The sequence below is a fragment of the Devosia yakushimensis genome (assembly GCF_030159855.1).
In the GTDB taxonomy this organism is placed as follows: Bacteria; Pseudomonadota; Alphaproteobacteria; order Rhizobiales; family Devosiaceae; genus Devosia; species Devosia yakushimensis.
The window spans coordinates 1,600,429-1,614,207 of the sequence record NZ_BSNG01000001.1; the positions used below are offsets into that span (position 1 = coordinate 1,600,429).

At 62.0% G+C, this 13,779-nt stretch carries 10 protein-coding genes; 6 read left to right on the forward strand and 4 right to left on the reverse strand.

Annotated elements, in window-relative coordinates:
• The first annotated feature begins 4 nt into the window (after positions 1–4).
• The 3 genes from otnI (at position 5) to QQL79_RS07900 (ending at position 3,847) form a co-directional block, all read left to right on the forward strand.
• Entirely contained in the window at positions 5–790 is a 786-nt protein-coding gene (gene otnI / locus QQL79_RS07890) for a 2-oxo-tetronate isomerase (RefSeq protein ID WP_284389598.1), read from the forward strand.
• A 3-nt stretch (positions 791–793) separates the two neighbouring features.
• A complete protein-coding gene (locus QQL79_RS07895) occupies positions 794–1,669 on the forward strand; it encodes a 2-hydroxy-3-oxopropionate reductase (RefSeq protein ID WP_284389599.1) in 876 nt (291 codons plus the stop codon).
• Positions 1,670–1,744: 75 nt separating this feature from the next.
• On the forward strand, positions 1,745–3,847 hold the full coding sequence (locus tag QQL79_RS07900) for a beta-galactosidase (RefSeq protein WP_284389601.1): 2,103 nt from the start codon (positions 1,745–1,747) through the stop codon (positions 3,845–3,847).
• A gap of 45 nt (positions 3,848–3,892) precedes the next feature.
• Here the strand turns inward: QQL79_RS07900 and QQL79_RS07905 are convergent, their stop codons facing one another.
• A complete protein-coding gene (locus QQL79_RS07905; protein ID WP_284389603.1) occupies positions 3,893–4,357 on the reverse strand; it encodes a FadR/GntR family transcriptional regulator in 465 nt (154 codons plus the stop codon).
• A 67-nt stretch (positions 4,358–4,424) separates the two neighbouring features.
• A complete protein-coding gene (locus QQL79_RS07910) occupies positions 4,425–5,171 on the reverse strand; it encodes a FadR/GntR family transcriptional regulator (RefSeq protein ID WP_284389605.1) in 747 nt (248 codons plus the stop codon).
• A 188-nt stretch (positions 5,172–5,359) separates the two neighbouring features.
• Here QQL79_RS07910 and QQL79_RS07915 point away from each other — a divergent pair, with 188 nt between their 5' ends.
• Both QQL79_RS07915 and QQL79_RS07920 read left to right on the forward strand, forming a co-directional pair.
• Entirely contained in the window at positions 5,360–6,259 is a 900-nt protein-coding gene (locus tag QQL79_RS07915) for a DMT family transporter (RefSeq protein WP_284389607.1), read from the forward strand.
• A 75-nt stretch (positions 6,260–6,334) separates the two neighbouring features.
• Entirely contained in the window at positions 6,335–8,386 is a 2,052-nt protein-coding gene (locus QQL79_RS07920; RefSeq protein WP_284389611.1) for a family 10 glycosylhydrolase, read from the forward strand.
• A gap of 447 nt (positions 8,387–8,833) precedes the next feature.
• On the opposite strand, the gene QQL79_RS07925 is transcribed toward QQL79_RS07920, so the two are convergent.
• Together QQL79_RS07925 and QQL79_RS07930 are read right to left on the reverse strand one after the other, a co-directional pair.
• A complete protein-coding gene (locus QQL79_RS07925; protein ID WP_284389613.1) occupies positions 8,834–10,348 on the reverse strand; it encodes an ATP-binding cassette domain-containing protein in 1,515 nt (504 codons plus the stop codon).
• A gap of 577 nt (positions 10,349–10,925) precedes the next feature.
• Positions 10,926–11,252 carry a hypothetical protein gene (locus QQL79_RS07930; protein ID WP_284389616.1) on the reverse strand — a complete coding sequence of 109 codons (327 nt, stop codon included), beginning with the start codon at positions 11,250–11,252 and terminating at the stop codon, positions 10,926–10,928.
• A gap of 207 nt (positions 11,253–11,459) precedes the next feature.
• Here QQL79_RS07930 and parE point away from each other — a divergent pair, with 207 nt between their 5' ends.
• Positions 11,460–13,472 (forward strand): DNA topoisomerase IV subunit B, encoded by a 2,013-nt coding sequence (gene parE, locus QQL79_RS07935; protein WP_284389618.1) that lies wholly within the window; start codon positions 11,460–11,462, stop codon positions 13,470–13,472.
• The last annotated feature ends 307 nt before the right edge of the window (positions 13,473–13,779 follow it).

Here is a 13,779-nt window from a genome sequence, read left to right on the forward strand (position 1 = left end):
TTTCGTGCCCAGGTTTGCCGCCAATCTATCGTTTCTGTATCAGGACCTGCCCTTTCTCGAGCGGATCGCACAGGCCGCCCGGGATGGCTTCGGGGCGGTCGAATATGTGTCGCCATACGAATATGACAAGCAGGAGATTGCCGCCGCGCTCAAGCAGGCAGGCATTGCCCAGGCGCTGTTCAACCTGCCTGCCGGCAATTGGGCCGCTGGCGAGCGTGGTATCGGCTGCCTGCCGGACCGCGTCGACGAGTTCCGCCTGGGGATCGATACCGCCATCGACTACGCCAAGGCTCTCGATTGCCCGACGGTGAATTGCCTCGCTGGCCTTGCGCCCGCTGGCAGCGATCCCAATCACCTGGATTGGACGTTTATCGACAATCTCGCCTATGCCGCCCCAAGGCTGGCCGATGCCGGGATCGCGCTGGTCATCGAGCCGATCAATCGCCGCGACATGCCAACCTTCCACCTGTCCACGACCGAGCATGCCGAGCGGATCATGGCCAAGGTGACGTCGGACAATCTCAAGATCCAGTACGATTTCTACCACATGCAGATCATGCAGGGTGACCTGATCCCGACCTTCGAGCGGCTCAAGAATCGGATCGGCCATGTGCAGATCGCCGACAATCCCGGCCGCAACGAGCCGGGTACGGGCGAAATCAACTACCCCTTCATCTTCGCGGCGCTGGACCGGCTCGGCTATGCCGGCTGGGTCGGCTGCGAATACAAGCCGAGCGCCGGCACAAGCCAGGGCCTGGGCTGGATGAATCCCTACCGCAAGGAGAACTAGGCCATGAAGATCGGCTTTATCGGACTGGGCGTCATGGGGCGCCCCATGGCCGCACACTTGATCGCTGCCGGACACGACGTCGCGGTCAATCGCGTCAAGCCAATCTCCCAGCATCTTGTCGATGCCGGAGCGCGCGCCGCCGCGACGGCACAGGAGGCCGTCAAAGGCGCCGAAATCGTTATCCTCATGCTGCCCGACACGCCCGATGTCGAGGCCGTGCTATTTGGCCAGGGTGGCATTGCCGAAGCTATCGCGCCGGGCGCGCTGGTCATCGACATGAGCTCCATTTCCCCGGTATCCACCAAGGACTTCGCCGCCCGCGTCAAAGCCAAGGGTGGCGACTATCTCGATGCGCCGGTCTCGGGCGGCGAAGTGGGCGCAAAAAATGCCGCGCTGACCATCATGGTCGGTGGTAGCCAGGAGGCATTCGAGCGGGCGAGACCGCTTTTCGAGCTGATGGGCAAGAACATCAACCGGGTCGGCGAGGTCGGCGACGGCCAAACCGCCAAGGTCGCCAACCAGATCATTGTCGGTCTCACCATTCAGGCTGTGGCCGAGGCCCTGCTGTTCGCCACCCGCGCCGGCGCCGATCCGGTCAAGGTGCGCGAGGCGCTGATGGGTGGGTTTGCCGCCTCACGCATTCTCGAAGTGCATGGCGAGCGCATGAACAATCGCACCTTCGATCCCGGCTTCCGCATCCGCCTGCATCGCAAAGACCTGGCGCTGGCGCTCGACGCCGCCAAAAGCCTCGAACTGGCTTTGCCCAATACCGCCACAACCGCGCAGCTGATGTCGGCGGCCCTGGCCCAGGGCGATGGCGACAAGGACCATTCCGGGCTGATCCGCACGCTCGAAGCACTGTCCAGCGCCACAGCCTAAGCGGCGATAAATATCAGCATTTTCAATGGCGCCGCCGCGGCGCCATGCAGTCTCATTTTGTCTGGAGGAACAACAATGCCACTCGATAGATTGCCCAAAGTGCCCTATGGCGCCGTGTATTTCCGCAAGTCCAACCCGCCCAAGCCGGATTGGGAGCGGGACTATGGCATCGCCGCCGAAGACGGGCTCAATGTCTTCCGCCACTGGTTCATGTGGTCCGCAATCGAGCGGCGGCCGGGCTATTATGAATGGGACGAATTCGACCGCCAGCTCGACCTTGCAGCCAAGAACGGCATGGTGACCGTCATCGCCGAAATGACCCAGACCACGCCGGACTGGGCCTATCGCAAATTCGCTCATGCCCGCCAGATCCGGGCCGATGGCTCGGTCATGACGACCATCATGGGTGGCAGCTCGGCAACCGGGGGATTCTCTCATAACGGCGCCGGCAGCGGCGCGCTCACCTATAATTGTCCCGAGGTGAAGCAAGCCGTCGGGGCTTTCCTCACCACCATGGCGACGCGCTACAAGGGGCATCCGGGCCTGCTCGGCTATGACATCTGGAACGAGGTCAATTATGCCGAGGATATCGACTTCAACGACTATACCAAGGCCGCGTTCCGCACCTGGCTCAAGGCCAAATATGGTGATCTCGAAGCGTTGAGCCAGGCCTGGTATCGCTATTCCCACGCTGAATGGGACGATGTCGAGCCGCCCCATGACGTGGGCCCCTACCCCGAAAACCTCGATTGGCTGGAATTCAAGCGCCAGCATTATTACGGCGACATGCAGTGGAAGATCGACACGATCCGCGCCGTCGACAAGGATTGCCTGATCGCCGCCCATGGCGTGGCCGGCGCCATCCAGCATATGTCGTCGCACGGCAGCGACGACTGGCTGGCCGCCTCCAAGGTTGAACTCTACGGGCTGACCTGGGTGCCGAGCCGCCGCGGCTTCAAGCCCTGGCAGAATTTTTTCGGGCCGGACCTGACCCGCTCGGCCTCGCGCGGCAAAAAATGGTGGCATGCCGAACGCCCGGGCGGTCCACTGTGGATGCAGCCGCAGGTGCTCGGCCACGAAAAGGAAGACGGCCGGGTGATGGAACCCGAGGATGTGCGGCTACTGACCATGACTTCCTTTGCCGCAGGCGCCACGGGTGTATTGAACCTGCGCTACCGGCCGCTGCTTGACGGACCGCTGTTCGGCGCTTTCGGCTCCTATGGCATGGATGGCAGCCGCACGCCGCGTTCGGACATGGCCAGTGCCATCGCCAAATGGGCCAATGACGATGCCCAGCAGAGCCTGTTCGAGGCCCGGCCGGTGCAAGGCGATATCGGCATTCTGGTCATTCCCGAAGCGCAGGCCTGGGACTATCTGCTCAATCGCAACCATATGCCCGAAACCTATCGCCAGGCCATGTGGGGCGTCTATCGCGGCTTCTTCGACAATGGCATCCAGGCCGATTGGGTGCATATCGAGGATATTGCCAAGTACAATTCCTTGTACGCGCCCTACCCCATTTCGATGACCACCGAGACGGCCAAGGCCATCGCCGCCTGGGTGGCAGGGGGCGGCACGCTGATCAGCGAAGCCACGCCAGGCTATTTCGGCGATCGCGGCAAGGTCGGCACGGTCCAGCCGCATAACGGGCTCGACGCGGTTTTCGGCGTCAGGGAGCACGAGGTCGAGTTCATGCCCGATCTGGGCGACAAGATCGCCTTTGACTTCGAGGGCAAAACGATACGCGGCGGGGGGTTCCTCCAATCCTATACGCTTGAAGGGGCGACCGAACGCGGGCGCTTCGCCGATGGCCGTATCGCCATTGCCGAACATAGGCATGGTTCCGGACGTACATTATTGGTCGGCACCCATCCGGGCATCGGCTATTTCCAGAAAAGCGAAGACACCGGCAAAGCCTATTTCGCCGCCATTCTCGCCTGGGCCGGCAAAAAGCAACGCGTTTCGATCTCGGACAATCGCCTGCAGGCCAGGTTGCACGAGGCCGATGGCCGCAAGGTTCTGTGGGTGCTCAATCCGCTGCGCGAAGCGGCGAGCGTCGATATTGCCGTCGACGGCAGGCCGGCCGTCTATGGCAAGGCCTATTGGGGCAAGGCATCAGGCACCGGCACGGTGTCGATTCCGCAACGCGATCTCGTGATCGTGCAATTGCAGGACTAAGCATGGATATCGGCATTGCCCGGCCTTCCGGGCAGTGCCGGTCCGTTACCCGACCCGTGCGTCCCAATGGCGGGTCGATTTGCGGCAGGCCAGCAGATGGTGTCGCATGGCCTGGCGGGCGCGATCGGCGTCGCTGGCGACAATGGCTTCATAGATCGCGCGATGCTGCTCATTGATGGCAGCGACCTTCTCGGCCGTCCGCAGCCCGGACGTCGTTCGCGCCAGCAGCATGCCACCGAAAATATTGCCGCGAATGGCCTGGATGACACTGGAATAGAAGCTGTTCTGCGAGGCCCGGGCGACGCAGAGGTGGAAATTGTAATCCTCCTCCAGCCCGGGCTCCTTGCTGGCATCGAGCGTTTCGAGCTTGCTGACCACGTCGGCCAGCTGGATCAGATCGTCGGCGGTTCGATGCCGCGCGGCAGCCGCAGCCGCCTCGCCCTCGATCCCCATGCGGAATTCGAAGCAATGGTGGCCAGATGTCGGCCAATCGGTGCTTGACTGAATCATGACGCTGCTCCTCTTCAGACGCCGTGACGGGAACTTCTGCACCTGCCGGTCCGGGGACCGCCAGGGCTTAAATCTTGTTCGCCTCCGCATCATCGCCGCGCAGAATCCGCGCGCCCGCCCAGCGGAGATGCCGCCGCATGGCATCGCGCGCCGCCTCGGCATCCTGAAGGCGGATGGCATCATAGATCGCCTCGTGGTGATCCGCCACCACGGCGCGGAAATCCGGCCGATCGGCCGAAAAATTCCAGATCAACGCCATGCCCATCGTCATCTGCTCGCGCAGCGAGGTGAGGCTGTTGACGTAAAACGGATTGCCCGTGGCCTGGGCAATCGACAGGTGGAAGGCAAAATCGTCCTGCGGCCGTTCCCCCAGCGCGCGCTTCTCCCGGAAGCGTCCCAATACGCCCAGGATCGTCGCCAATTGCTCCTTGCTGCGGTTGAGCGCCGCCGTAGCCGCGATTTCCCCCTCCATGCCTTCGCGGAAGGAGACGAAGGCGGTGATATCGGCAATGCTGCCAATGGCCGGAAACAGCACCTGCTCGGGTGGCTGTTCGACAGCATCGGGCGGGCCGATGACGAAACTGCCCGAGCCCTGGCGCGACTGGATGAGCCCGGCGTCGCGCAGCATGGCCAAGGCCTGCCGGATCACCGGGCGCGACATGCCGAAGCGCCGGGCCAGTTCGGTTTCCGAAGGTAGGCGCGAGCGCGGCGACCAGCTGCCATCGTCGATCAAGGCCAGCATCTGGCCATGCACGACATCCGCCAGGCTCTGGCCTCGCTCAAGCACATAAGGGGGGCGCTCCTCGATCGCCATTCTTCCTCCATCGACCGGTCTATGCAACAATCTAGCATGCGCCAGGTGGCTGCGACAACAAGTTGTTCAAGATGTGAAACTTGTCTTGGCGGCACGCTTTCCCCATAGTGCGGCCTGGTGACAGTCTGGAGATAGATCATGGATCGGATGGGGCGGGCGCGGCCTGGCGCACAATGCGGGCGCGTGCAATGACGTCCATATCCCCATCCCTGAGCCGGCGCGACTGGACCAATGTCGTCGCAGTGCTTTGCGTCCTTGCCGCAACGGCAATTTTCTCGCTCATTTTCATATCAGGCCGCGTCGTCGGCGATCTGGCCTCGCCGCTGCAAATCATGTTTCTGCGCTATTGCGGTGGCCTGCTGACGGTCTGCGCCATCGCGGGGCTCAATGGCAGAAACTGGGCCAGCATGCAGAGCGAACACCGCGTGAGCCAGGCTTTGCGGGCATTGGCGGGTGGGCTGGGCGGTGCGGCCATCATCTTCGGCAATGCGCATATGCCGCTGGTCGACGCCAATGCGATCGGCCTGTTGAGCGGGGTTTTCACCCTGGGCCTGGGCTATATCGTCTTTCGCGACCGCCTGCCCGGCCCGGGTATCGCGGGCGCCCTGGCCTGCATTGCGGGCGCTGCCATTGTCATGGCCGCCCGCGGGGCCTTCACGACGCTGGATGCCAGCTACCTGTTTCCCGCTTCCATCGTGGCGGTTGGCGCGCTCCTGCTGGCCACCGAGCATGTCTTCATCAAGATATTGGCCATGTCCGACCGGCCGCTGGTTACGCTGGCGCATGCCAATTTCTTCGGCGCCATCCTGCTGCTCATTCCCGCGCTGCTGACCTGGCGTTCCACCGGCCCCGTCAATGCCGCCCTGCTCTGCCTCGGGCCGTTCGCCATTCTGGGACAATATCTCAATATCCGGGGCTATATGGCCGCCAGCGTCAGCCTGCTCGCGCCGGTCGGCTATTCCTCGCTGGTCTTCGCCGCCCTTTGGGGATGGTGGTTCTTTGGCCAATTGCCCACGGCCGGCGTCATTGCCGGATGCCTGGTCATCGCCGCGGGCGGCACCGTGCTCGCGCTATCGCGGCATAAATAAAACAACTTCCCGCTACTTCCCATTGACTTGTAAAAGTTGTCATTCGAAACTCAGGAAAAACCTGTGGGAAGTGACATGAGCGAGCGTGCGACGGACAAGAACAGCCAGTGGTGGATCGACGAGCCGATCCGCATGGCGCTGTTTCTCTACAATCAATATCAGGCGCCGGTCGATACCGATGCCTTTGTGCAGAAACTGGTCGATCTGGAGGTCAATGCCGTCATCCTGCCTACCGGCGGCATCGGCGCATTTTATCCCACCGAAGTCCCCTTTCATGTCCGCGCGCCCTCGCTGCCGCCCGGCCGTGATCTGGTGGGTGAGATCGTCGAAAAGGCCCATGCCCGGGACATCTATGTCGTGGCGCGCTTTGAATGGACGGTGAACCAGGACAAGTCGATCATCGAGGCCCACCCCGATTGGGTGCAGCGCGACAGCCAGGGCAATTCCCCGCTCTGGAACGACACGCATCTGATGTGCGTCAACGGCGGCTATATGCAGGAGCATATCTTCAAGATCATGGACGAAGCGCTGACGCGTTATCCGCTCGATGGCATGTTCTTCAACTATGGCGGCGGCCAGCGCAATGCCTTCGGCCCCTGCCAGTGCGACAATTGCAAGCGGCTCTATAAGGACAAATATGGCGCCGAGCTGCCCCTTACGCCGGACGCGCAATATATCGACTTCATGAATGACTGCGCCGGGCAATTGGCCAGCAAGATCCGTGCCTTCGCCAAGGCCAAGAAGCCGCATAATTTCAACTTCATGGTGGGCAAGGACGCCGATTCCACCAATTCGGAAACCCATAGCGCGCCCATAGCCGAAGCCCATGCCTTCTGGCTGTACGATGCCAGTGAAACCGTCAACAGGGCCCGGGCGGCGCATCCCGATCGCATGCAGTTCAACAATGACGCCGCATTCCTCGACGGCCGCTGGCGCTATGCGCATCGCTCGGCCCCCGATGGCGAGGCACGCGCTTACCAGAACATGGCCAATGGCGCCGGCCCCTATCTCTTCGTCAATGGCAATCACGAGCAATTCGACCGCAATGGCGAAAACGGTGCCCGCCCGGCTTTCAAATTCCACAAGGCCAATGCCGAACTCTATGTGCGGCAGGAGAATGCGGCGCGCATCATGCTGCTTGATGAACCCGGCCCCTCGCTGGCGCGGATGCTGTTCCGGTTCGGACAGGGCAAGGTGGTTGATGGCACGGCGCCGGGCAATGGTGGTTTCGGCTATCGCGACAGCCTGGAATTGGGCAGCGGCCCGGAAAACAGCAATACGGCCATGGCCGGCTTTTTCCGGATGCTCACGGAAAACCATATTCCCTTCGTGCTGTCGCGCGACCTCGGCTGGATCGATACCGATCCGGGGCGTTACGACCTGGTGATTTCAAGCCGGCGGGCACCGGCCCAGCTCGACGCCTATCTGCGCGGTGGCGGGCGGGTATTGGCGGCCGGTGCGGAAAAGCCGGAACTCGACCTGCCGGCAATCGTGCGGCAATGGCCGCGCAAGGAGACGCTGGCCTCCTATTGGCGCGTGCGGGACCGCAACCTGCTGCCTTCGCTGAGGGATGCCGATCTCCTGTTCTTCTATGGCGATTATCTGGAGCTTGAGGCCAATGACGATGCGCCGCTGACCCTCGTGCCGCGCACCAAGGTCAACCCGATGGAAATGGTGGGGGAAGGGCTGACCGATACCGCCAAGCCCGGCCTCTATCGCGCCAGCTATGGCAAGGGCCGGCTGACCTATATTCCCTGGGACATCGGCGACCTCTATTATCGCGCCAGCAACGCCTTCCATTCGGGCCTCGTCGCCGACCTGATCGACGATCTGCTGCCCGCCGGCCGGCAGATCCGCACCAATGCCCACCCCATGGTGCAGTTGACGCTGCAAAAACAGGCGCATGCCAACCGTACATTGGTGCATTTCGTAAACCTGTCGGGCGCGGCGCAGGTCGCCTTCCATCCCGCCATTCCCATGGGCGCGATCCGGGTGGAGCTGCATGGGGAATTCGACACGGCCAGGCTTGCCAGCAGTGGGCGCAGCCTGCCGCTCCTCAAAAGCAATGGCTACACGTCCTTCACGCTGCCCCAGCTCGACGCCTATGACGTGGTGGTGTTGAGCTGAGCCTGCGGGGGAGAAAGGTGAAGGGCCAGCTACCAATCGCTCCCCTTGCGAGGAGGCTGGTCCGGGTCACTTTGCAATGTCCCACGACGTCATTCCCGCGCAGGCGGGAATCCATTCTTTCGATGGTCCGTGTGCAGAAGAGTGGATTCCCGCCTGCGCGGGAATGACGTCGTGGACAAAAATGGCGTCGGAGCAAAACACTCACGGCCCCCTCATCAAGAGGGTCCATCTTGGGCGCATGTGTCCCCACCCTTTATCCCCACAAGGGGGAGGGAGACGAAAGAGCCGTGGGCCCTCAGCCTGCGCCTCCCTCCCCATGATAGGGAGGTCAGCTTTTTCGTTGCAGCGAAAAAGCAGGCGTGGGGTGATGGGAGCCGCAGAAGTCCGAAGTAAACACTCCCCCAATCAAAGGGGGAGGTGCTCCGGGTCCATCAACCCAACCGCCACCTACCCCGCCACAGTTGCAGCGAAAAAGCCCTCCGGGTCATCCACTTCCCTGAGCCGTTTGCCCTCGATCTGCAGGAAGCGGCTGCCAAGCGCCCGGACGAAACTGCGATCGTGCGAAACCAGGATACAGGTCGCGCCATGGGTCAGGATTTCGCTTTCGAGCTGTTCCTGGCCGGTGATGTCCACGTGGTTGGTGGGTTCGTCCAGCAGGTAGAAATTGGGCTGGCGCAGGCGGAGCGCCAGCAGGCCCAGCCGGGTGCGCTGGCCGAAGGACAGGGTTGCGATCGGCTTGTCCTGCTTTTCGACCGGAAAGCCCGCGGCGGCCAGCAGGCTCTTGCTGCGCTGGTCGCCATTGTCGAATTGGCCGGTGATGAAGGCGAGCGGGGAGAGCTTGTTGGGCAGGTGCGACATGGCCTGATCGATATAGCCCACGCTCAATTGCGGGCTGACCCGAATGCCCGGCACCTCCTCGCCAATCATGGCGCGATAGAGATGTCCCATCAGTTGCGATTTGCCCGTGCCATTGCGCCCCAGCAGCACTATGCGGTCGCCCTGGAAGATATGCAGCTTGTCGATGCGGAACAGTTTTCGGCCATCGGGCGTGGTCACATCGAAATTTTCGATGGCCAGCAGTACCCGCGCCGGCGTGCCGCTATTGGAGAGCTTGATATCGCCTGAGCGTTCCTTGTGCAGCTCGTTGAGATTGTCCTCGATCTTGCTGGCCCGCTCGCGCAGATATTTGGATTTGACCGTCAGCAGGTCGCTGCCCGAATTGATGCCGATATTGGTGAGCTTGGCAGCCTGCCGGCGCAGGCGGTCGACTTCCTTGAGGTCGCGTTCGCGCTTGAGTTCGGCCGCGGCATCCAGCTCGTCGAGCGCCGCCCGCGCCTTGCCGTAGGGCAGCGGGAAATAGGCTGATGTGCCCGGGCGCAGGAACAGGGTCCGATTGGTGGTGGCGTCGAGAAAGGCCCGGTCGTGGCTGGCAATGATAACCGGGATGTTACGGGCCGCCCGGTCCAGCCAGTTCTCCAGCAGCAGCAATTTGCCGAGATCGAGATGGTTGGTCGGCTCGTCGAGCAGCAGGGCATCGGGCTCGGCGATCCAGCAACGGGCAATAAGTACGATGCGCTGCCAGCCCCCGCTCAGTTCGCGCACGGGCTTTTGCCAGAGGTCGTCGGGCACTTCGAGATCGGCCAGCACCACATCGACGCGCCAGCTGTCGCTCGTGCGATCGCCCTCGGGCAGGACGGCAAGCACGGCGTCGTAGAGCGATACATCCAGCATGTCCTTGGGCACGTCCTGCTCGACATAGCCGATGCGCAGGCCGCGCGAGCAGATGATTTCGCCCTCGGTGAGTTCCCCCTGCCCGGCTATGGCGCGCAGCAGCGTGGTCTTGCCCTTGCCGTTGCCGGCTACGAGACCGACGCGGTCGCCATCGGCGATGACGACATCGAGTTTGCTGAAGAGTGTGTCGGTTGCCGTAAGGCCGGCATTGCGGAGGCTGATCGAGCCCATTTTCGTCTCACTGGTCTGGCGCCGGATTGGATACGCGCCTTTTGCATTCACGTCGCGGCCGCGTTGAACGCGCCGCCATGAAGGGCAAACCAGAATGGGAGACAGGAAGAAGTGTCAGAACCAGTCGCTGGTCAGCCCTGCAGCTTATGCCACAGGGCCTGGACGGGGCCGCGCTGACGATGCGGACGCGAATATGTCATGCAGCCCTCCTTGGCGCTGGTGTTGAACACTGAAGGGACAAATAGTCCCGGCCGCCGCAAAAATCAATTCGCGGCGGTCAGATGAGATAAAACAAGGCGGAAACGATGGTCAATGCCCCAAAACGCGGGACAGACAGCCTGGCCAGCCGGTACGCAATACCTGAAAATCCGGCTTGCGGCCAAACGCCGATAGATGAGCCGGCTGGGTTCGCTTGATACGCAGAACGACGATCCCGGTCGGCTCGCATACGGCAACTCCAAACAAAAACCGTATGTCCACTGTTTTAGCAGCGGGCGTTTAAGAAAGTGCTTTCAAGAAGCAAACGGAACGTAAATCCAGCGCCCGATCTTGGGACGGTTTTGTCCCGATATCTTGCTTAGCGGGCGGGCCGCAGCCTGATCCATTCTTTGATATAGGCGCGGCAATAATTGTAATTGAGCTGATAGACCCAGCCGTCACGGGTGGCGCGCACCTTGATCAACTCGTCATTGGGGACGTTGAGCGAGATATCGGTATAGCCGGCGGCGGCGATGGTATTGCGAATTTGCCGGTCGGTCTGGCACAGCCGGCGCTCGGGCAGGAAATCCTCCGGGCCGTCGCCGAAATGAATGCCGAAGCCGAAAGATGGCTGGGCATTGGCCGCGCCACTCAATCCGCCGGCCATGAATAAGACAGAAAGCAGGGCTAACCCAACCTTGCGCATGGTCATCTCCTGCGGTTCGCGGCGATCGCGCCAGCGGATCCGCCATAGGCGCACTGGGCTGAACCGGCACCGAACTCGCCATTCATAATCCGTTCAGACATGTGGAATTTCAAGGCAAATCAAGCGATGCCGCACGAGCATGCGGCTTCGATCAGATATGCTAAAAGGCGCAAATCGCCCGATTCGGGCTTTAAGACAGGTAGTGCATTGTCCCAGGCAGACGACCTTTTCGGCGGCCCCATCGAACCCGTTCGCAAGCCCGAAACGCCCAAACCCGCGCCCGCCGCGGCACCGGTGGCGGGGAGCTATTCGGCTGCAGATATTGAGGTTCTGGAGGGACTTGAGCCAGTCCGCCGCCGTCCGGGCATGTATATCGGGGGCACCGATATCAATGCGCTGCATCACCTGTTTGCCGAAGTCATCGACAATTCGATGGACGAGGCCATTGCTGGCCACGCCAGCCGCATCGAAGTGCATCTGGGTGAAGACGGCTACATTACCGTTACCGATAACGGCCGCGGCATTCCGGTCGAAAAGCACCCCAAATTCCCCAATCGCTCCACCCTGGAGATCGTCCACACTGTCCTGCACGCCGGCGGAAAGTTCGATTCCAAGGCCTATGAAACCTCTGGCGGCCTGCATGGCGTGGGCGTTTCGGTGGTCAATGCGCTATCGGACGACATGGTGGTGGAAGTGGCGCGGGAGCAGCAGCTCTACCGCATGACCTTCTCGCGCGGCATTCCGCAGGGCGATATCGTGGCGCTGGGCCGCGTCAACAATCGCCGTGGCACGACCACCCGTTTCCACCCCGATCCGCAGATCTTCGGCGAGACGGCCAAGTTCTCAGCGGCACGCCTGTTCCGCATGACACGGGCGAAAGCCTATCTCTTCGGTGGTGTCGAGCTGCGCTGGAGCTGTGACGACAGCCTTGCCAGCGACGAAACGCCGGCCAAGGCGGTGTTCCACTACCCCGATGGCCTGCGGGACTTCATGACCGCGCGGATCGATGGCGAGACGCGCATTGTCGACGATATCTTTTCGGGCAATAGCGGCAAGGCTGGTTCGCATGGCGCGGTGGAATGGGCAATCGCCTGGACGCTGGGCGATGGCGGGGTCTCGTCCTATTGCAATACGGTGCCGACGCCTGATGGTGGAACGCATGAAACGGGCTTGCGCACGGCCATTCTGCGCGGCCTCAAGAATTATGCCGAGCTGACCAAGAACAAGGCGGCGGCGACGCTGACCGCCGAAGACGTCTTCGCCAGCTGCAGCGCCATGCTGTCGGTCTTTGTACGCGAGCCCGAATTTGTCGGGCAGACCAAGGACAAGCTGGCTTCGGGCGAAGCGACCCGTATTGTCGATACAGCCCTGCGCGACGCTTTCGATCATTGGCTGGCCGCCTCCCCCAACCAGGCAGGGAAGCTTCTGGACTGGGCGATCGAACGGGCCGAGGAGCGCCTGCGGCGCCGCAAGGAAAAAGAGATCGACCGGGCCAGCGCCACGCGCAAGCTGCGGCTGCCGGGCAAGCTGGCCGACTGCACGCAGGGCGCGGCGCAGGGCGCGGAATTGTTCATCGTCGAAGGCGACTCGGCCGGTGGCTCCGCCAAGCAGGCGCGCAACCGCGCCAGCCAGGCCGTGCTGCCACTGCGCGGCAAAATCCTCAATGTCGCCGGCGCCAGCCGGGAGAAGATGGCGGCCAGCCAGTTGATCGCCGACATGATCCAGGCGCTGGGCTGCGGCACGCGCGACCGCTATCGCGAAGACGATCTGCGCTATGACAAGATCATCATCATGACCGACGCCGATGTGGACGGGGCCCATATCGCGTCGCTGCTCATCACCTTCTTTTTCCAGGAAATGCCCAAGCTCATCGATGGCGGGCATTTGTTCCTGGCATTGCCGCCGCTCTACCGCATTTCGCAGGGCCCCAAGACGCTCTATGCCCGCGACGATGCGCATAAGAACGAGCTTATGGAGACCGAATTCACTGGCAAGAGCAAGGTGGATATCACCCGCTTCAAGGGCTTGGGCGAAATGCCCTATGCGCATTTGCGCGAAACCACCATGTCGCCCAAGACGCGGACGCTATTGCAGGTGAAGGTTCTGGATGAGGTCGATGCGACCAAGATCAGTGTCGACCGGCTGATGGGCAACCGGCCGGAGGCCCGGTTCGAGTTCATCCAGGAGAATGCGGCCTTCGTGACCGATCTCGATATTTAGGATGCGGCTGCAAAGCGGGCAGTTAAGGCTAAATCCTGCAAGGCCGTTGACTTGAAAGGTCTTTGCGCTATGGTCCGCGCCGCTGGAGCATTTCCGGCTTGACGGCTGGTTTTACTGACACAGTCCGCCTTTGCTGAAGGTGCCTCAGGGCCACTCTTGCCGACCAGCACTTGTTGCTCTCGCGTATCGTGGCCGCCTCGTGTGCGGACTGTCTGTGTGATTGCCTTCCCAGCCCGCCGCTGACGCAAACCGCATGATCTGACATGCGTCCCTTGCGGTCTTCTTCCCGGTGCGCCGCCTTGAATGT

Coding starts and splice junctions, on each gene's coding strand:
- QQL79_RS07895 (WP_284389599.1), top strand. CDS start 794: ATGAAGATCGGCTTTATCGGACTGGGCGTCATGGGGCGCCCCATGGCC.
- QQL79_RS07900 (WP_284389601.1), top strand. CDS start 1,745: ATGCCACTCGATAGATTGCCCAAAGTGCCCTATGGCGCCGTGTATTTC.
- QQL79_RS07905 (WP_284389603.1), bottom strand. CDS start 4,357: ATGATTCAGTCAAGCACCGATTGGCCGACATCTGGCCACCATTGCTTC.
- QQL79_RS07910 (WP_284389605.1), bottom strand. CDS start 5,171: ATGGCGATCGAGGAGCGCCCCCCTTATGTGCTTGAGCGAGGCCAGAGC.
- QQL79_RS07915 (WP_284389607.1), top strand. CDS start 5,360: ATGACGTCCATATCCCCATCCCTGAGCCGGCGCGACTGGACCAATGTC.
- QQL79_RS07920 (WP_284389611.1), top strand. CDS start 6,335: ATGAGCGAGCGTGCGACGGACAAGAACAGCCAGTGGTGGATCGACGAG.
- QQL79_RS07925 (WP_284389613.1), bottom strand. CDS start 10,348: ATGGGCTCGATCAGCCTCCGCAATGCCGGCCTTACGGCAACCGACACA.
- QQL79_RS07930 (WP_284389616.1), bottom strand. CDS start 11,252: ATGCGCAAGGTTGGGTTAGCCCTGCTTTCTGTCTTATTCATGGCCGGC.